Raw genomic sequence first — 18,320 nt, 5'->3', positions numbered from 1 at the left:
CACCGGTTTCAGGCGCCGCGCAGACGCTCCGCCAAACCCGTCAACGCCGGAGTCGTCCCGGCATCGATCTTGATCGTCGCCTGTTCGTCACCGCGGGTGGCACCGCGATTGATGATGATCACCGGCTTGCCCTGCTTGGCCTGGTGCCGGACGAACCGCAAACCACTCATCACCGCCAGCGACGAGCCGGCCACCAGGAGCGCCCGACCGGCGTCGACCAGCTGATAACAGCGATCCACCCGATCCCGTGGCACCGGTTCGCCGAAGAAGATCACGTCCGGCTTCAGCACACCGCCGCAGCGCAGGCAGGCAGCCACCACGAAGTCGCTCCAGTCCTCCACCACCGCATCGCCGTCCGGACGCAGCTCGGCATGATCGACCTCGAGCTCGGCGGGCAGCTGAGGATTCAACTCCTGCAGGCGATCCTGCAGATCGGCCCGCGAGGTCAACTGCCCGCAGCTCAGGCAGATCACGTCGGCGATCCGGCCATGAAGGTCAATGATCGGGGGTCGCTCGATGATCGGAGGTTGGTCGGCGATCGGGTCACCGGCGGCCAGCCGATGCAGGCCGTCGACATTCTGGGTGATGATCCCCTGCAACCCGTACGCCGCCAGCTCGGCCAGCGCTCGGTGACCGGCGTTCGGGACCGCCCGAACCGATCGCTGCCAGCCGTAGAAGCTGCGCGCCCAGTAGCGTTGCCGGTTGGCCTCGGCGCCGGTGAACTCGGCGTACATCATCGGCGTCGCACGCGGCGAGTCCGGCCCGCGGTAGTCCGGGATCCCACTGTCGGTGGAGATCCCGGCACCGGTCAGCGCCGTCCACGGCCGTCCGTCGAGCAGCGTGGCGATCCGGTCGAGTTGATCATCGATCGGCACCGCGAGAACCTCATCGGCACTCGGCTGCCAGTCCGCCCCGAAGCGCAGGTTCGTCGGTCTGATCATGATCAGGTCCGGCGGAGTTGATCATGGCCGTGCATCCGGCGGGCGGTCTCGGATATCGAACCGGACAACGACGGGTAGACGGTGAAGTCCTGCGCCAGTTGGTCGACGGTGATCCGCTGGGCGACGGCGACCGAGATCGGGAAGATCAACTCGCTCGCTTTGGGCGCCACCACCACGCCGCCGACGATGATCCCGGTCACCGGCAGGCAGAAGAGTTTGACGAAGCCGTCCCGGATGCCCTGCATCTTCGCCCGCGGATTGCCACGCAACGGCAGCATCACCGACAGCGCGGTGGACTCCCCCGCATCCACCTGCTGCTGGGACACCCCGACGGTGGCGATCTCGGGCGCGGTGAAGACGTTCGACGACACCGACGCCAGATCCAGCGGCCCGACCGCGTCGCCGAGCGAGTGCCACATCGCGATCCGGCCCTGCATCGCGGCCACCGAGGCCAGCATCAGCACACCGGTGCAGTCGCCCGCGGCGTACACCCCGCGGGCGGTCGTCCGGGACACCTTGTCGACGGTGACGAAGCCGCGATCGTCGGTGGCGACGCCGGCGGTCTGCAGCCCGAGGTCGTCGGTGTTCGGGATCGAGCCGACCGCCAGCAGGCAGTGCGATCCGACCACCTCACGGCCGTCGGTGAGAGCGACCCGGACCTGATCACCGTCCCGGCTGACCGCGGCGGCGCGGGACCGGGCCATCACCTGCATCCCGCGGCGACCGAAGACACCTTCCAGCACCTGGGCGGCATCGGTGTCCTCGCCGGGCAGCACGTGATCGCGGGACGACACCAGGACCACCTCGGCGCCGAGCGCGTCGTAGGCGCTGGCGAACTCGGCACCGGTCACCCCGGAGCCGATCACGATCAGCTTCTCCGGCAGCTCGGACAGCTCGTAGAGCTGGGTCCAGTTCAGGATCCGCTCGCCGTCGGGTTGCGCGTCCGGCAGCACCCGCGGATGCGCACCGGTGGAGACCAACACCACGTCGGCGTCGAAGGACCGCTCACCGTCGGCAGTGCTGGCCAGCACCCGATCCGGACCGTCCAACCGGCCGGACCCGACGACGATCTCGACGCCCTCGCGGCGCAACCGTTCGGCGATGTCGTCCGACTGCTGCCGGGCCAGCCCCAGGACCCGCTGGTTGACCGCACCGAGATCGACCCGGACAGCCGTGCGGCTGTTCTGATCGCCGTCCGGGCCGAACCGCAGCCCGAGCTCCCCGGAGCCTTTGATGTCGCTCATCAGCTCGGCAGTGGCGATCAACGTCTTGGACGGCACGCAGTCGGTGAGCACGCTGGCGCCGCCGATGCCGTCCCGGTCGATCAGGGTCACCTGCCCGCCCAGCTGGGCACCGACCAGCGCAGCCTCGTACCCGCCCGGACCTCCGCCGACGATCACCACTGAAGTCACGACGGCGATTGTTCCATGTGACTGTGCCGCAGCCATTCGCTGAGGTCCCGCCATTCGGGTCCCGGCTGCCAGTCGACGGTGAGCAGCTGATCACCCTCCGGCAGGTCGTCGGCCAACAGGTCCTCGTCGGCGACGGTCTGCGAACTGAGGAATCGGTTCAGCATGCCGATCGTCGGTGCGCTCCGGGCGCCGCCCAGCGACTGCACCGACAGCGCGGCGCACAGGTTGGCCAGCCGGAGTCGTTCGGTCAGGTCCCAGCCGTAGTCGTAGCTGCTCATCAGCGCCGCGACGAAGACGTCGCCGGCACCGGTCGGGTCGGCCGCCCGCATCGGCACCGCGGCGGACCGGTACAGCCGATCGGTGCTGCGTTCGTAGGCGATCGCACCGTCCCGGCCCCGGGTCACCACCGCCAGATCGACATAGGCTCCGAGCGCCCGCGCAGCATCCTCGGCGGTGTGCGTCCGGGTGTACTTCATCGCCTCCAGGTCGTTGGGGACGAAGACGTCGACCTGTTCCAGGCGCTCCAGGACGCCTTCGCTCCACAACCCCGACTCGTCCCAGCCGACGCCGCCGTAGATCTGCGTCCCGGCGGCCCGCAGACGTTGCACCCAGGGTCGCAGGTTGCCGTCGACGCTGACGTGCGCGGCGCCGACCGGCGGAGCGGCCGACGGCCAGTCCAGGTTGCATTCGTCCTCGGCGTAGGTGACGAAACGCCGGTCGTGCGGCCCGGTCATCGCCGCCGTGACCGGGGTCTGATAGCCGTGCCGTTCGGCGATCCAGGTGACCTCCAGCAGCTCTTCGGCGGCCAGCGTGCCGCGGATCGTGCTGCCCAGCAGGTCGTCGCCGAGTTCGGAGAGCAGCGCGGTCCGTCGGCCCAACCGGGCCGCAGCGACCGCCGGATTGGCCGCGCCGCCGGGCGAGATGGCGAATCCTTCGGCGTACACCTCGGTGCCGGCCTCCGGATTGCTCACCCCGGCGAAGACCAGGTCGCAGAAGATCGCCCCGGTGAACAGCAGATCGATCGCCTCAGGCGAGCTCGCGGGGGCCATGAGGCCAATCTCTCACAGCCGGCCGGGCAGGGTCGGTGCAGGTGCTGACAACGATTCTCACATCGTTATCGAAGTAACAGGTGTCACAGCGACACCGCTGGCTATATGCTCCGAAATTGGCGTTCCCAACGACGAGGTCGGCACCCCGCCGCGGCGCCCAGAGGTCAACAGAGAGTCAGACCCGAGGGAGGCAGCATGTCCGTGCACGCGCAGTCCGGTGCTCCGACACCGGTGATCAGCCTGGTTCCGGCCAGGATGGATCGATTGCCGTGGACAAAATTCCATTGGTCGGTGGTGATCGGACTCGGCGTCAGTTGGATCCTGGACGGCCTGGAGATCCAGTTGGTCTCGGCCGGCGGATTCGCCACCGAGTTCAAGATGACCGCAACCGAGGTCGGGTTCACCGCCACCATCTATCTGATCGGGCAGATCTGCGGTGCCCTGGTCTTCGGGCGGATGACCGACACCCTCGGCCGCAAACGGCTGTTCATCCTGACCCTCGCCATCTACCTGGCCGGCAGCGGCCTGGCCGGCCTGTCGGTGGACAGCTGGATGCTGTGGATCTTCCGGTTCATCGCCGGGATGGGGATCGGCGGCGAGTACACCGCGATCAACTCGGCGATCGACGAGTTGATCCCGTCCCGCTACCGGGGCCGGGTCGACATCGCCGTGAACGGCACCTACTGGGGCGGCGCGGCGTTGGGTGCCGTCGCCACCATCGCCACCCAGAACCTGTTCAGCGACAACTGGGCCTGGCGGATCGGCTTCTTCATCGGCCCGGTGCTCGGCCTGATCATCATCTACTTGCGCCGGCACATCCCGGAGAGTCCTCGCTGGTTACTGACCCATGGCCGCGCCGAGGAGGCCGAAAGCACCGTCGACGGCATCGAGGCGGGCATCCGGGCCGACGGCGTGCAACTGCCCCCGGTGCCGCAGGAGAAGGCGATGGCGGTCGTCGATCATCCGCCGGTGCCGTTCCGGCAACTGGTGCACGTGTTCATCGTGCAGTATCCGAAGCGAACCATCCTCGGGCTGACCATGATGGTCACCCAATCCTTCCTGTACAACGCGATCTTCTTCTCCCAGGGCAGCGTGCTGAAGGGCTTCTACGGCATCAGCGAGGCCAACGTCGGCTACTTCTTCTTCCCGTTCGCCATCGGCAACCTGGCCGGTCCGCTGGTGTTGGGGCACTTCTTCGACACCATCGGCAGACGAAAGATGATCTTCAGTACCTACCTGATAGCGGGTCTGGTGCTGGTCCTTTCGGCGATCCTCTTCCAGGCCGATCTGCTGACCGCGACAACGCAGACGATTCTGTGGTGCGTCTCGTTCTTCTTCGCCTCCGCCGGTGCGTCCTCGGCCTATCTGACGGTCAGCGAAATCTTCCCGTTGGAGGTCCGCGGGCAGGCGATCTCCTACTTCTTCTGCGTCGCCCAGGGTGCCGGTGCCCTGGCCCCGGTGATCTACGGCGCGTTGATGGGTGACTTCAGCAGCCGCGGACCGTTGACGGTCGGCTTCCTGATCGGCGCCGGGATCATGATCATCGGTGGCATCGTCGCGCTGGCCATCGGCATCAACGCCGAGGGGCAGTCCCTGGAGGACGTCGCCGATCCGCTGTCCAAGGTCGATCTTCCGTCCCAGGCCTGAGGAGGCCGGCGATGAGTCAGACACAGTCCGACGAGGTGGTCGAGCAACCGGACCGGCCGTTGGTGGTGGTCGGCGTCAGCCAGACCAGTCATTCACCGGTCGCCCTGCGATGGGCGGCCGACTACGCCGGTGTGATCGGCGCCAATCTGCTCGCTGTCCGGGCCTGGCGCCCCTCGCATCCGCCGTCGGCGGCTTCCGGTCGACCGGCTGCGGTCAGCCGGGACGTCGCCGGCGAACGGGAATATGCGGCGTCGGCCCTCTATGACGACGTCCAGCAGGCGATCGGCCCCGAGCACGCCGCACACAGCGAGATCCGGGAGGGCACCCCGCTGTCGGTGCTCACCGCGCTGAGCAGAATTGCCGCGTTGTTGGTGATCGATGCGCCCCGCCGGACCGATCTGAGTACGACGCCGATGCTGGCGCACCGGCTGGTCTACAACGCGGCCTGCCCGGTGGTGGTGATGCCACCGCGGATCTCCCAGCAGCCGGACAGCCCGCTGGTGACCGCCGGCAAGTGGCTGGCCCGAGGATTCGTGGAGTCCGCCGGGACCTCCGGTCGGCCCGGGATCCGGCCGCCGTCGCGGAGCACCGGCGGCGGGTCAGCCCCGGAGTGAGTGGGTCGAACCGGTAGCGTCGACGACCGTGATCTACGCGGCGTACGGCAGCAACCTCGATCCTCAGCAGATGGCTGAGCGGTGCCCGCATTCGCCGATCCGCGGCACCGGCTGGCTGGCCGGGTGGCGGTTGACCTTCGGCGGCGACGGCTGGGACGGTGCGCTGCCCACCCTCGCCGAAGACAGCCGGTCGCAGGTCTTCGTCGGGCTCTACGACGTGCCGGCGGCCGACGAGCAGGCCTTGGACGGTTGGGAAAGCGCCGATTCCGGGCTCTATCACAAGATCACCGTCCGGGTGTCGACGCTGGACGGCGAGCTGCCGGCCTGGACCTATGCGCTGAACGACTTCGAGGGCGGGCTGCCGAGCGCCCGCACCATCGGACTGTTGGCCGACGCGGCGCAGGCCGCCGGCGCCCCGGACGACTACCTGACCGAGTTGCGCGCCCGGCCGTGTCGCAGCGGTTGGTGATCCGAGACGATCAGACGGCGAGCTTGGGCCGGTCGACCAACGGCTCGACCGGTGGCCGGTAGGCCTGCCAGGCCGTCGCCAGCCGTCGTACGGCGTCGGTCAGCACCTCCGGCGACAGCTGGAAGTGCAACCGGAGGTAGTCCACCCCACCGCCGGAGATGTCCAGCCCGCTGCCGGGCAACACCGCAACTCCGTGCCGCATCGCCTCCTGAGCGAAGGAGTCACCGTCGCCGTACGGCAACCTGACCCACAGCGATTGTCCACCGACGGCCGGCTCGAACTCCCAATCGGGTAGTCGATCGGCGAGCGCCGCGCACAGATGATCATGGGACGTCTTCAACCGTCGGCCGGTCTCGGCGCTGAGCCGATCAAGATCATCGACGAGGTCGGCCGCGGCCAGCTGGGTGAGCACACTGCCGCCGATGTCGTGCACCGCGCGGACCCGGGTCAGCCGGTTGATCAACGGCCGCGGCGCGCGGACCCAGCCGACCCGCAGCCCGCCCCAGACCACCTTGGACAACGAGCCGAGCGTGATCACCCGTTCGGCGTGGGCGGCCAGCGGTTTCGGCGTCCGGCCACCGGGGAAGACCAGATCGCCCAGCGACCGGTCGTCGATCAGCCACATCCCGGCGACGTCGGCGGCACGAGCCAGCCGCTCACCGGGCAACGCGCCGAGCAGCCGGCCGGTCGGATTGTGATGGGTGGCCACCAGGTAGGCCAGGGCTGCCGGCCGGGCGGCGATCGATGCCGGCAGGTCCGCCATCCCGACCTGCAGCGGCACCAGGTCAGCGCCACCGGCCCGGAACACCTCCAAGGCTCCCGGGTAGGTCGGCGCCTCGACCAGCACCCGGTCGCCGGGGGTGATCAGCAGCCGGGTCAGCAGGCTGATCGCCTGCTGGGATCCGTTGCTGACAAGGATCTGTGCCGGATCGGTCGGCACCCCCAGGCGCCGGTAGTAGTCGGCGATCGCCGATCGCAGCCGTGGGTGACCGGCCGGGTAGTAGCCGAAGTCGATCTCCGCCGGGTCTGAGGTCGGGTCGCCGTCGATCCGGTCGAGCACTCGCCGCTGGGCGTCCAGCAGGGTGGCCGGCGGCGCGGTCGGCGCGGCACTGGCCAGCGGGATCGCACCCGGCTGCGGCTCGATGTGCTGCAGGAAGATCGGTGCACTGGTGTCCGGCGACGGCAGGTCGCCGAGCAGACCGGTGGGCGGCTCGGACTCGCGTTCACCGGCGACCTGGGTGCCACTGCCCTGCCGACGCACCACTCGGCCGTCGGCTCGCAACATCTCGTAGGCGGCAACCACCGTGCTGCGGCCGACCGCGAGCGCGGCGGCCAGCGCTCGATCGGTCGGCAGCGGCTCACCGGGGCGCAACTCACCATCGTCGATCAGCTCACGGATCCGGCCGGCCAGCAGTGCCGACAGGCGACCACGGCCCGACGACCAGCGGCCCAGACGATCAACAATCTCAATTGGCTCCATTTGCAAACCAATCCTATCCGATTGGCTTAGGAAACGGCCAGTCCGGGCGCGATCGTTGAGTCATGTTCGCCGAAATGATTGCTGGATGGATGATCTTGATCGCGTTGATCGTCGGTGCGGTGCTCATGCTCGGCCGGACCCACCGTCGGGCCGACCCGCATGCCTGGACTGCTGCCGATTCCGATCACTTCACCGAGTCCGGTCGTGATGCCGACCGGCGTCGCGGTCGCCAGGAGCTGCGGCTGCTCGCTGCTGCGCACGCCGTACGGGACGGGCTCACCCGGGTCGGCTCCGACCTCAACCGGGCCGCCCGCTTCGATCGCGCTCGCGCCGAGCTGATGGAGCCGGGGTCGACCGCCCCGACCACTGCGGCACCGAGCAGCGACCGTACCTCCGAGCCGGACGACCACAGTCTCGCTGCCTGAGCCGGCATCGGGGCAGGTTACCCCGGATCCTCCGACGTGCGGCGTAGCGAGCGGCACCAGACGGGTGCATCGGCAAGGCGCCGCCGGGAGGGCGGTCTGGTTGACCGTTGAACGGCGGCAACGCCGCCGCTGTGCCCGGATGGGGCCGCGCAGTAGCCGCACGTCGGTGGATCGGGGGTTTAGTCTGCCCTTGTGGTTGACGACGTGAACGCGGACCCGCAGCGGGCCGCACAGCAGGCTGCCGATGTCCTCCGCGAGCGGCTGGGCACCGACCGAGTTGATCTTGGGTTGGTCCTCGGTTCCGGCTGGTCGGCGGGGGCCGACGCAATGGGCGAGACGATCGCGGAGTGTGAGCTGTCCGAGCTGCCGGGGTTCAGCAAACCGGTGGTCGCCGGACATGCCGGACTGCTCCGGCTGGTCCGCACCCCGAACGACAAGCAGGCGTTGATCTTCACCGGCCGGACCCACTTCTACGAAGGACGTGGGGTGGAGGCGGTGGTGCACGGTGTCCGGACCGCCGCCGCTGCCGGCGCCGGCACGCTGGTACTGACCAACGGTTGCGGCGGGCTGCGGCCGGAGTGGGCGCCGGGCACCCCGGTGTTGATCAGCGACCACATCAACCTGACCGGGCAGAGCCCGCTGCGCGGCGCCACCTTCATCGACCTCACCGAGGTCTACAGCTCCCGGCTGCGTGGACTGGCCCGGCAGGTGTCGGGCACCCTGCCCGAAGGTGTCTACGTGCAGTTCCGTGGACCGCAGTACGAGACCCCGGCCGAGGTCCGGATGGCGGGTGTGCTGGGCGGCGATCTGGTCGGCATGTCCACCACCCTGGAAGCGATCGCGGCCCGCGAGGCGGGGATGGAGGTGCTCGGCATCTCGCTGGTCACCAACGCCGCCGCCGGCATCTCAGCGGACCCGCTCAGTCATGCCGAGGTGGTGCAGGCCGGCAAGGACGCCGCACCGAAGCTGCGGGAGCTGCTGTCCGGTCTGGCGAAGGTGCTGTGAACGGGCCCCTGCTGGCCCGGGTCGAGGCCTGGCGGTCCCAGGATCCCGACCCGGATACGGTTGCGGCGCTGGACGATTTGGTCGACCGGGTCGGGTCCGATGATCAGGCGGCCCGGGCCGAGCTCGAGGACGCGTTCGACGGCCGGCTCGAATTCGGCACCGCCGGGCTGCGCGGCGCACTCGGGCCCGGCCCGAACCGGATGAACCGGGTGGTGGTCGGACAGGCCGCTGCCGGACTGGCCCGCTATCTGAACGACAACGAGCTGACCGGCGGGACGGTGATCATCGGCTACGACGCACGGCACAAGTCCGAGGTGTTCGCCCGGGACACCGCCGAGATCATGGCGGCCGCTGGATTTCGACCGCTGCTGACCGACCGGCCGACGCCGACTCCGCTGGTGGCGTTCGGGATCCGGCACTACGGCTGCGTCGCCGGAGTGGTGGTGACCGCCTCCCACAATCCGCCGCAGGACAACGGATACAAGGTCTATCTCGGCGACGGTTCGCAGATCATCCCGCCGGCCGACGCCGAGATCGCCGCCCGGATCGACGACGTCGCGGCGGGCCGGCTGTCACAGGTGCAGCGGTCACCGGTCTACGGGCTGCTCGGCGACGAGTTGATCGCCGCCTACGGTGATCGTGCCGCATCCCTTGTCGGCAACGACATCCCGCGGGAACTGGACTGGGTGTACACGCCGATGCACGGTGTCGGCGGCCGGATCGTCAGCGACCTGGTGGATCGACTCGGCTTCGCCGCACCGGATGTGATCAGCGACCAGGCCGAGCCCGATCCGGAGTTCCCGACGACGCCGTTCCCCAACCCCGAGGAGCACGGCGCACTGGACCTGGCGATCGCCCGGGCCAAGGAGCTGGACGCCGACCTGGTGATCGCCAATGATCCCGACGCGGACCGCTGTGCGGTGGCGGTGCCGTACGAGCTGCCGGCCGGCCGGCGGTGGCGGATGCTCCGCGGCGATGAGCTCGGCGCGATCCTGGCCGACGACGCCTTACGTCGCGGCGTGCGGGGTCGCTATGCCTGCTCGATCGTCTCCAGCTCCCTGCTGCAGACGATGGCGACCGACCATGGTCAACCGTTCAGCTACACCCTGACCGGCTTCAAATGGATCGGTCGGGTGCCCGACCTCGCCTTCGGCTACGAAGAGGCGATCGGCTACTGCTGTGACTCCGCCGCCGTACCGGACAAGGACGGGATCACTGCCCTGCTTCGGGTGTTGGCGATCGCCGCCGAGCTACGCGGGCGGGGATCGTCGCTGGTCGACCGACTCCGCGAGATCAGCGGCCGGTACGGCGTCCACGCCACCGATCAGCTGTCGGTCCGGGTCGACGACATGGCGATCATCGCCGACGCGATGGCCCGGCTCCGCGCCGAGCCGCCCAGCACCTTGATCGACCAGCCGGTGGCCGTACAAGATCTGGCCGCCGGAATCGATCTTGGTCCGGCCGGTGTGCTGCCGCCGACCGATGGAGTGTTGATCACCGGCGAGTCGATCAAGGTCGTGGCCCGACCGTCCGGCACCGAGCCCAAACTGAAGTGCTACCTCGAGGTCCGGGTGTCGACCGAGAGCCGGACCGCCGAACAGGCCGGTACCGTCGCTGCGACCCTGCTGCAGCAACTCCGCACCCAGATGGCGGAGGCACTCGGCGTGTCGTGATCGAGCGGCCGGATGATCAGGGGAGCCGCTGCAGGCTGATCTCGTCGGGACCGACTCCGGCGAGCCGATCGCCGATCATCCGGATGTACAGCCCGTCGATGTCGACCTCCGCTCGTTGCTTGCCGTTGCGGACATCGACGACGCTGAAGGTGGAGTAACCGAACATCACCTCCGTGCCCTGCAGCAACGGCTGATCGGACTGGGTGATCTCGGTGTTGGTCCAGATGATCTTGTCCCGCTCGGGGTCGACGAGCATGGTGCCGGCCTCGCCGATCAGGAAGGTGTAGCGGCCGACGCTCTCCACCGACGGCGTCGTCTTCATCCCCCACACCGAACCGGCGCCCGGGGCAGCGTAGGCACCGCCGACCTTTCCGGATCCGAGATCGACCGAGACCGGCGCGCCACCGTCGTCGATGAACACCGGCCGATTCCGGTCGACACCGATGCCGTCGTCGCCCGGGAACGCCAGTCGTGGTCCTTTGATCCGATGCAGCAGCTTGCCGCGATAGGAGTAGGAAGCGGCGCCGGCGACCTCGTTGCACCACAGCCGCTTGCCGTCGTCCACCAGCCGCGAGCAGTGCGGCATCATCACCAGTTTGCCGGTGTCGGGTCGGACGAACGCGGTCCGCCCGCCGGCCCACAACGCGACCAGCTCGGTGCGGGCTGTCGAGCCGTGCCCCGTCTTCGGTCCGACATCGCGGAATCGTGGCCGGTCCAGCACCCGGTCCTGATCGGGCAGCTTGCGATGGACCACCTTGTTCTCGCTGAACATCTCGTCCTGGCCGGGTTCATCCTTCAGGTCCCTGCTCCACCGCTGTTTCAGGGTCTTCGGATCGAATCCACGCAGGACGGCGTGCGGTCCCGGCTCCCGCTGTTCCAGGGCGACCACCGTGTTGCCGGAACGATGCAACGCACTGAACCAGCCGTTCAGCTCGACGCTGCGCCGGATCGTGCCCGACTCCGGATCGAGTCTCTGCAACCGCCAGCGCTTGCCCGACCCCGAGGTCGCGTCCCGATCGACGATCTCGGCGCAGATGATGCCGGCGGGATCGGCCTCGGCGGTGCACAGCGCGCCGTCGATCGGCCGCTGCCAACGGACCTTTCCGGTCGCCGGGTCGATCGCGTGCAGGACGGTCTGTTCGGCGTCCTCGGTCCCGGTCAGGGTGAGCCACAGGCCATGCTGCTCGGTGACGTACGGGCCGTCGAAGTCGCCGTCGATCGCGGCGACGAACTCGGCTTCGGCCAGCTTCGGCCGCAGCGCGGCCGGCTTGATCTTCCAGCGCAGTTCGGCCTGCCGCTCGGGAACCGACGGAGCAGAGGACCGGGTCGGAGCGGGGCGACTGCCGCTGTCGGTCTCGTCGCCGGACAGCCGGGACACCAGTTGCAGTACCAGGGCGACGATGACCAGCACGACGATGGTGGCGATCACCCGCCGGCTGGTCCGCGACCCGGTTCGGGCGGTTCGGTGCGGCGTCGACTGCTGCCACCGGTGCTGTGCGTTCGGTGCGTACGGGTTGGGTCCCGGAGTGCCCTGTTGGTCTGCCGGAGGGCCCTGTTGGTCTGCCGGAGGGCCCTGTTGGTGTGCCGGAAGGCTCGGTTGGATTCCTCGGGCGGTCGGTTCGATCGCGCCGTCGAGATCCTGACCCGGTGACAGCCATTGATCCGGTCGATCCTGCGGCCGGCCGTTCCGTTCGTCTCCTTCATTCATTGTCGGCCGAGTCCGGCTCGGCAACGAGTTCGGCGATCAGTTCCTCCTCGTTCATCGCCAGGGCCTCCTCGTCGTAGCTGTCCGGGGCGAGTCCCATCCGCCGTCGCAGCACGATCCTGGCCAGCAGCAGATCATCGAGCAGCTCCAGTTCGTCCTCGTCGGGGTCGTCGCCGTAGATCCGCTCGAAGCCACGCAGACCCATGTTCAGCCACCGCAGTGCGGCCCGGTCCTCGCCGTGCTCACTCAGCGCGTCGGAGACGATGCTGTAGCTGAGGATCGACCGGACGCCGGCACGGCGCAGCTCGTCGGCCAAGGCCATCGCGGCTTCCTTGTCCCCGCGGTAGAGCAGCGCGGCGATCATCTTGGCCTCGACGTCGATGGCGGTCTCGCCGTCGGCCGCGCGGGCTCGCTCCAGCAGCTCCCAGTGCTGCTCGGCGTCGCCGGCGATGCCGGCGTGGGTGGCGGCCAGACTGAGCAGCTCCGCCGGCGAGACGTCGACGCCGTAGCGCACGTCGTCCTCGGCGACCCAGTCCAGCAGGGTGGCGGCGATCTGTGCGCTGTCGACACCGCTGTCCTCCAGGTCGGTGATGTCGTCGCTGCTGATCGTTCGACTCATGGGTCAAGCCTGGCAGAATCGGCCCCCGCTTCCCATTCCGCGTACTCGACGTGATAATCATTGCCGTCCGCGAACTTGACGCCAAGACCTTTCGTCTACAGTGGATATCACCGGTAATCATCCCGCCTCACGGGTGAGGCGCAACCAATGGAGGACAGTGATGGCCGAACACGTCAGCATCCAACCGGCCGAGGTCCACGCCTCGCTCTCCCGACACCTGCTCACCGACGGCTTCAAGCTGGTGATCGATCTCGCCGCCAGCCGCGGCAGCCGGGTGGTCGACGCCCGCAACGGCGACCGCTACCTCGACCTCTACACCTTCTTCGCCAGCGCGCCGCTGGGCCTCAACCCGCCGGGCATCGTCGACGATCCCGCATTCATGGACAAGCTCGGCCGGATCGCAGCCAACAAGCCGGCCAACTCCGACGTCTACAGCCCGGAGTACGCCGAATTCGTCGAGGCCTTCGCCCGGGTGCTCGGCGATCCGGAGCTCCCGCATCTGTTCTTCATCGAGGGCGGAGCGCTGGCCGTGGAGAACGCCCTCAAGGTCGCCTTCGACTGGAAGAGCCGACACAATGAGGCAGCGGGTCGGCCCGCCGAGCTCGGCACCAAGATCATGCACCTGACCAAGGCGTTCCACGGCCGCAGCGGCTACACGATGTCGCTGACCAACACCGAGCCCGGCAAGGTCGCCCGGTATCCGAAATTCGACTGGCCGCGGATCGACGTCCCGGCCATCACCTTCCCGCTCGATGATCATCTCGACGCCGTGATCGCGGCCGAGGAGCGCGCGCTTTCCCAAGCACGCAAGGCGTTCGGGGACCATCCGCACGACATCGCCGCCTTCATCTGCGAGCCGATCCAGGGCGAGGGCGGCGACAACCACCTGCGGGCGGAGTTCCTGCAGGCGATGCAGCAGCTCGCTCATGATCATGATGCGCTGTTCATCGTCGACGAGGTGCAGACCGGGACCGGAACCACCGGCACCGCCTGGGCCTACCAGCAGCTCGGCCTGGAGCCCGACGTCGTCGCCTTCTCCAAGAAGGTGCAGGTCGGCGGCATCATGGCCGGCCGCCGGGTCGACGAGGTCCCCGACAACGTGTTCGCCGTCTCCGGCCGGATCAATTCCACCTGGGGCGGCGGCCTGGTCGACATGGTCCGGGCCACCCGGATCCTGGAGATCATCGAGCGCGACGGACTGATCGAGGCCGCGGCCGGCAAGGGTGATCGGCTGCTCGATCGGCTCTGGGGCCTGACCGACGAGACCGGCGGCGTGCTCAGCAACGTCCGCGGTCGCGGGCTGATGATCGCGGTCGATCTGCCCGACCCGCAGACCCGCGATACCGTGCTGGCGGAGCTCCGTGACCGTGAACACGTGCTGGCCCTGCCCAGCGGTGAGCGGGCGATCCGGTTCCGGCCGGCGCTGTCGATCACGGAGGAAGAATTGGATGAGGTCGTCGCGGCGCTCGGCCGAGTGGTCGCATCGGCAATCGGATCCGGGGTTGTGGGAGAGGCGAAGTGACACAGCACAGGAAGATCACGTCGGTCGTTGCGGGCAAACCCGACGAGGGCGGCCGGACCGCCGACAGCGTCAATCCGAGCAGGACCGACGAGGTGATCGCCGAGGTCAGCTTCGGTACCGCCGACACCTTCGTCGCCGCGGCCGAGGCCGCCAAGCAGGCACAACCGGCGTGGGCGGCGATCCCGGCGCCGGTGCGCGGGCAGGCGATCGCCCAGATCGGCCGCGCGGTGCAGCAGAACAAGGCGTCGCTGGCCCGGATCGTCACCGACGAGATCGGAAAACCGTACGGCGAAGCGCTCGGTGAGGTGCAGGAGATCATCGACACCTGCGACTTCTTCCTCGGCGAGGGGCGCCGGCTCTACGGTCAGACCGTGCCGAGCGAGATGCCGGACAAGCAGCTTTTCACCTTCCGCCGCCCGGTCGGGGTCGCCGGTGTCATCACCGCCGGCAACTTCCCGGTCGCGGTGCCGTCCTGGTACATCGTGCCGGCGCTGCTGGCCGGCAACACGGTGGTCTGGAAGCCTGCCGAATACTCCCCCGCGGCCTCGGCAGCGTTCCATGATCTTTTCGTCAACGGCGGCGGTCTGCCCGACGGGGTCTTCAACATCGTGCACGCCGGCGGACCGGAGACCTTCGCCGGACTGGAACGCTCCCTGGAACAGGGCCTGATCGACAAGATCGGCTTCACCGGATCGTCCGCCGTCGGTCGCGAGGTCGGTGCGCTGGTCGGTCGTCACCTGCAGTCCCCCTGCCTGGAGCTGGGCGGCAAGAACCCGATGGTGGTCACGCCGGCCGCCGATCTCGATCTGGCCGTCGAGGGAGCGCTGTTCGCCGGCTTCGGCACGGCCGGCCAGCGGTGCACCTCGCTGGGCACGGTGATCGTGCACGAGTCGGTGCACGCCGAATTCCTGACCCGCTTCAACGCCGCGGTCGCCGCTGCGGCGGTCGGCGACCCGACCGGCGAGGTGTTGATGGGGCCGATGATGGACGCCAAGTTCGCCGAACGCTACGAGGAATACCTCGACTGGATCCAACCCCATCACCGGGTCCAAGCAGCGCAGGGCAGGATCACCGCGGACAACCCGCGGGACGGCTTCGTCGGAGACCCGGCCGCCGGCCTGTTCTACCACCCGGTGGTCGTCGACGGAGTCGCACCCGGTGATCGGATCTTCGACAACGAGACCTTCGGGCCACTGGTCGGCGTCACCACCTATCGCGACTTCGACCAGGCGATGCAGCTGGCCAACGCACCCGGCTACGGACTGTCCTCGGCGATCTACACCAACGACGCCCGGGAGGCCTTCGCGTTCCGGGATCGGATCTCGGCCGGCATGGTCAGCGTCAACAACTCGACCTCCGGCGCCGAGGCCCACCTGCCGTTCGGCGGCAACGGCAAGTCCGGCAACGGCTCGCGGCAGTCCGGGATCTGGGTGCTCGATCAGTTCACCCGGTGGCAGTCGATGAACTGGGACTACTCCGGCAAACTGCAGAAGGCCCAGATGGACGTTGCTCAGTTGCAGGGCGATCCCGGCTTCGCGCTGGACTGAGCGCCGATGGCCGACCCGCTGGAAACCCATCTCAGGAAGGCGATCGCCGAGCTGACCGCCCGTCGATCGCCTTCCCCCGGGGCGCCCGCCGGTGCGCTCTCGGCGGCACAGCTGTCAGGGATCTTCGGAGCCCAGGCGGCCAGCCGGCAGCTGGACACGGTCGCCCGGGAACTGCAGGCCGAAGGCGAAGGCTTCTACACCATCGGTTCCTCCGGCCACGAGAGCAACGCCGCGATCGCGTACGCGTTGCGGCCGGACGATCCGGCGTTGCTGCACTACCGCTCCGGCGGCTTCTACCTGGCCCGGGCAGCGCAGCACCCCGGGTCGACACCGATCCGAGACATCCTGCAGGGACTGATGGGCCTGGCCGACGAACCGATCGCCGGCGGTCGACACAAGGTGTTCGGACATCCGGAGCTGAACGTCATCCCGCAGACCTCGACGATCGCCTCTCATCTGCCGCGGGCGGTAGGGTTGGCGATCGGTCTGCCCCGGAGCTATCGGCTCCGCCGTCATGATCGCCGGCTGCGTGATGATCATGAACCTCCGCCCTGGCCGGAGGACGCGATCGTGGTCTGTTCCTTCGGCGACGCCTCGGCCAACCACTCCACCGCGATCGGTGCGATCAACTCCGCGCTGAACACCGCACACCGCGGCCTGCCGATGCCGATCCTGTTCATCTGCGAGGACAACGGCTACGGCATCTCGGTGCCGACCCCGCGCGGCTGGATCGAGCAGGCGTACGGAGCGCGAGCCGGCTTGGACTACCTGTCCTGCGACGGCACCGACACCGAGGCGGTGTACGCCACCGCCGTCGACGCTGCCGAGCGGGTCCGTCGGACCCGACGTCCGGCCTTCCTGCACCTGCACTGCGTACGGTTCGGAGCCCATGCCGGCAGTGATGCCGAGATCGCCTACCGGACCCAGCGGCAGATCGAGGCCGACTACGACCGGGATCCGTTGCTGGCAACGGCCCGCGCCCTGGCCGACCGCGGCGTACCGGGCGAACAACTGATCGAGCGCTACGACGGCCTCCGCCGGGAGATCGACCGGGCGCGTGGCGAGCTCCGCGGTAGCGCCCGGCTCGGCTCGGCGGCCGAGGTGATGGCGCCGCTGGCCCCGCGTCATCCCGAACGGGTTGCCACCCTGGCCACGGTTCCTGAGCCTGTCGAAGGACCGTTGCGGACACTGGCCGAGTCGATCAACGCGACGCTGGCCCAGGCGCTGGAACAGGATCCCGGCGTGATCATCTTCGGCGAGGACGTCGGGGTGAAGGGCGGTGTCTACGGGGTCACCCGCGGGCTGGCCCGCCGGCACGGCGCTGCACGGGTGTTCGACACCATCCTGGACGAGCAGTCGATCCTCGGACTCGCGCTCGGTTCGAGCCTGGCCGGACTGTTGCCGATCCCCGAGGTGCAATACCTGGCCTACCTGCACAACGCGATCGACCAACTCCGCGGCGAAGCCGCGACCCAGCAGTTCTTCTCCCGTGGCCGGTTCCGCAACCCGATGGTGCTGCGGTTGCCCGGACTCGCCTACCAGAAGGGGTTCGGCGGGCATTTCCACAACGACAACGCGGTCGCGTCGCTGCGGGACATCCCGGGGATCGTTGTCGGCTGCCCGAGCAGCGGCGACGACGCTGCGGCGATGCTGCGCACCCTGATCGCCGGCGGCCGGGTCGACGGCACCGTCTCGATCCTGCTGGAGCCGATCGCGCTCTACCACCGCCGCGATCTGCTCGAGGCCGGCGACGACGGCTGGCTGACCACCGACCATGGCGCGGCAGCACCGATCGGCACCGCCCGGGAACGTCGTGCCGGCAGCGATCTGACCATGATCACCTTCGGCAACGGGGTCCCGATGAGCCTGCAGGTGGCCCATCGGCTCGCCGCCGACGGGGTCGACGCCGCGGTACTGGATCTGCGCTGGCTGTCCCCGCTCCCGGTGGACGATCTGCTGGCCGCGGCGGAGCGGACCGGGCGAGTGCTGATCGTCGACGAGACCCGGCACGCCGGCGGGGTCGGCGAAGGTGTGATCACCGCCCTGATCGAGGGCGGATTCGGTGGCCGGATCTCCCGGGTCGCCAGCCTGGACAGCTTCATCCCGCTCGGCGCCGCCGCCGGCCACGTGCTGCTCGGTCCGCCGCAGATCGAGAAGGCCGCGCACGCCCTGCTCGCCGAGCCGATCCGATGACCAACACCCCGTCCCGAGC

15 protein-coding genes are annotated in these 18,320 nt (G+C 68.9%); 9 read left to right on the top strand and 6 right to left on the bottom strand.

Translation table 11 applies throughout. The features are described 5' to 3' along the window. Positions 1–8: 8 nt before the first annotated feature. From BLU38_RS19680 to BLU38_RS19670, 3 genes are read right to left on the bottom strand one after another with little or no spacing between them, the layout of a single operon-like run. Entirely contained in the window at positions 9–941 is a 933-nt protein-coding gene (locus BLU38_RS19680) for a Sir2 family NAD-dependent protein deacetylase (RefSeq protein WP_091527142.1), read from the bottom strand. A gap of 2 nt (positions 942–943) precedes the next feature. After that, a complete protein-coding gene (locus BLU38_RS19675) occupies positions 944–2,353 on the bottom strand; it encodes an NAD(P)H-quinone dehydrogenase (RefSeq protein ID WP_231919943.1) in 1,410 nt (469 codons plus the stop codon). Continuing rightward, positions 2,350–3,402 (bottom strand): carbohydrate kinase family protein, encoded by a 1,053-nt coding sequence (locus BLU38_RS19670; protein ID WP_091527140.1) that lies wholly within the window; start codon positions 3,400–3,402, stop codon positions 2,350–2,352. The genes BLU38_RS19675 and BLU38_RS19670 overlap by 4 nt, the downstream gene beginning before the upstream one ends. A gap of 195 nt (positions 3,403–3,597) precedes the next feature. Between BLU38_RS19670 and BLU38_RS19665 the strand changes: the two genes are divergently transcribed. From BLU38_RS19665 to BLU38_RS19655, 3 genes are read left to right on the top strand one after another with little or no spacing between them, the layout of a single operon-like run. Further along, positions 3,598–5,049, top strand: coding sequence for an MFS transporter (locus tag BLU38_RS19665; RefSeq protein ID WP_091527139.1), 1,452 nt, complete (start codon positions 3,598–3,600; stop codon positions 5,047–5,049). Positions 5,050–5,060: 11 nt separating this feature from the next. Beyond that, on the top strand, positions 5,061–5,663 hold the full coding sequence (locus BLU38_RS19660; RefSeq protein WP_091527138.1) for a universal stress protein: 603 nt from the start codon (positions 5,061–5,063) through the stop codon (positions 5,661–5,663). 28 nt (positions 5,664–5,691) lie between these two features. Continuing rightward, entirely contained in the window at positions 5,692–6,132 is a 441-nt protein-coding gene (locus tag BLU38_RS19655) for a gamma-glutamylcyclotransferase family protein (RefSeq protein WP_091527137.1), read from the top strand. 10 nt (positions 6,133–6,142) lie between these two features. Here BLU38_RS19655 and BLU38_RS19650 read toward each other — a convergent pair whose 3' ends face one another. After that, positions 6,143–7,612 (bottom strand): aminotransferase-like domain-containing protein, encoded by a 1,470-nt coding sequence (locus tag BLU38_RS19650; RefSeq protein WP_091527136.1) that lies wholly within the window; start codon positions 7,610–7,612, stop codon positions 6,143–6,145. Positions 7,613–7,686: 74 nt separating this feature from the next. On the opposite strand from BLU38_RS19650, the gene BLU38_RS19645 reads away from it, so the two are divergent. The 3 genes from BLU38_RS19645 (at position 7,687) to BLU38_RS19635 (ending at position 10,715) form a co-directional block, all read left to right on the top strand. Beyond that, the gene (locus tag BLU38_RS19645; RefSeq protein ID WP_157683572.1) at positions 7,687–8,037 is read left to right on the top strand and encodes a hypothetical protein; all 351 of its coding nucleotides are present in this window, start codon (positions 7,687–7,689) and stop codon (positions 8,035–8,037) included. 192 nt (positions 8,038–8,229) lie between these two features. Next, on the top strand, positions 8,230–9,042 hold the full coding sequence (locus BLU38_RS19640; RefSeq protein ID WP_091527134.1) for a purine-nucleoside phosphorylase: 813 nt from the start codon (positions 8,230–8,232) through the stop codon (positions 9,040–9,042). After that, positions 9,039–10,715: a phospho-sugar mutase gene (locus tag BLU38_RS19635; protein ID WP_091527133.1), complete on the top strand. Its 1,677-nt coding sequence runs from the start codon at positions 9,039–9,041 to the stop codon at positions 10,713–10,715. Before BLU38_RS19640 ends, BLU38_RS19635 begins: the two co-directional genes overlap by 4 nt. A gap of 16 nt (positions 10,716–10,731) precedes the next feature. Here the strand turns inward: BLU38_RS19635 and BLU38_RS19630 are convergent, their stop codons facing one another. Both BLU38_RS19630 and BLU38_RS19625 read right to left on the bottom strand, forming a co-directional pair. After that, the gene (locus tag BLU38_RS19630; protein ID WP_157683571.1) at positions 10,732–12,144 is read right to left on the bottom strand and encodes an outer membrane protein assembly factor BamB family protein; all 1,413 of its coding nucleotides are present in this window, start codon (positions 12,142–12,144) and stop codon (positions 10,732–10,734) included. Between the two features lie 271 nt (positions 12,145–12,415). Continuing rightward, positions 12,416–13,039 (bottom strand): hypothetical protein, encoded by a 624-nt coding sequence (locus BLU38_RS19625; protein ID WP_091527131.1) that lies wholly within the window; start codon positions 13,037–13,039, stop codon positions 12,416–12,418. 160 nt (positions 13,040–13,199) lie between these two features. Between BLU38_RS19625 and lat the strand changes: the two genes are divergently transcribed. Genes lat through BLU38_RS19610 form a run of 3 tightly spaced genes read left to right on the top strand, consistent with a single transcriptional unit; the run spans position 13,200 to position 18,301 of the window. Then, the gene (gene lat / locus BLU38_RS19620; protein ID WP_091527130.1) at positions 13,200–14,561 is read left to right on the top strand and encodes an L-lysine 6-transaminase; all 1,362 of its coding nucleotides are present in this window, start codon (positions 13,200–13,202) and stop codon (positions 14,559–14,561) included. After that, positions 14,558–16,108 (top strand): aldehyde dehydrogenase family protein, encoded by a 1,551-nt coding sequence (locus BLU38_RS19615; protein ID WP_091527129.1) that lies wholly within the window; start codon positions 14,558–14,560, stop codon positions 16,106–16,108. The genes lat and BLU38_RS19615 overlap by 4 nt, the downstream gene beginning before the upstream one ends. A 6-nt stretch (positions 16,109–16,114) precedes the next feature. After that, positions 16,115–18,301: a thiamine pyrophosphate-dependent enzyme gene (locus tag BLU38_RS19610; protein ID WP_091527128.1), complete on the top strand. Its 2,187-nt coding sequence runs from the start codon at positions 16,115–16,117 to the stop codon at positions 18,299–18,301. Positions 18,302–18,320: the final 19 nt, after the last annotated feature.

The organism is Microlunatus soli (assembly GCF_900105385.1).
Classification (GTDB): Bacteria; Actinomycetota; Actinomycetes; order Propionibacteriales; family Propionibacteriaceae; genus Microlunatus; species Microlunatus soli.
This window is presented reverse-complemented; position numbering and strand designations above follow the sequence as displayed.

Excerpts from the sequence above, each read along its gene's own strand:
- BLU38_RS19680 (WP_091527142.1), bottom strand. The coding sequence starts at position 941 with ATGATCAGACCGACGAACCTGCGCTTCGGGGCGGACTGGCAGCCGAGT.
- BLU38_RS19670 (WP_091527140.1), bottom strand. The coding sequence starts at position 3,402 with ATGGCCCCCGCGAGCTCGCCTGAGGCGATCGATCTGCTGTTCACCGGG.
- BLU38_RS19665 (WP_091527139.1), top strand. The coding sequence starts at position 3,598 with ATGTCCGTGCACGCGCAGTCCGGTGCTCCGACACCGGTGATCAGCCTG.
- BLU38_RS19660 (WP_091527138.1), top strand. The coding sequence starts at position 5,061 with ATGAGTCAGACACAGTCCGACGAGGTGGTCGAGCAACCGGACCGGCCG.
- BLU38_RS19650 (WP_091527136.1), bottom strand. The coding sequence starts at position 7,612 with ATGGAGCCAATTGAGATTGTTGATCGTCTGGGCCGCTGGTCGTCGGGC.
- BLU38_RS19645 (WP_157683572.1), top strand. The coding sequence starts at position 7,687 with ATGATTGCTGGATGGATGATCTTGATCGCGTTGATCGTCGGTGCGGTG.
- BLU38_RS19625 (WP_091527131.1), bottom strand. The coding sequence starts at position 13,039 with ATGAGTCGAACGATCAGCAGCGACGACATCACCGACCTGGAGGACAGC.
- lat (WP_091527130.1), top strand. The coding sequence starts at position 13,200 with ATGGCCGAACACGTCAGCATCCAACCGGCCGAGGTCCACGCCTCGCTC.
- BLU38_RS19610 (WP_091527128.1), top strand. The coding sequence starts at position 16,115 with ATGGCCGACCCGCTGGAAACCCATCTCAGGAAGGCGATCGCCGAGCTG.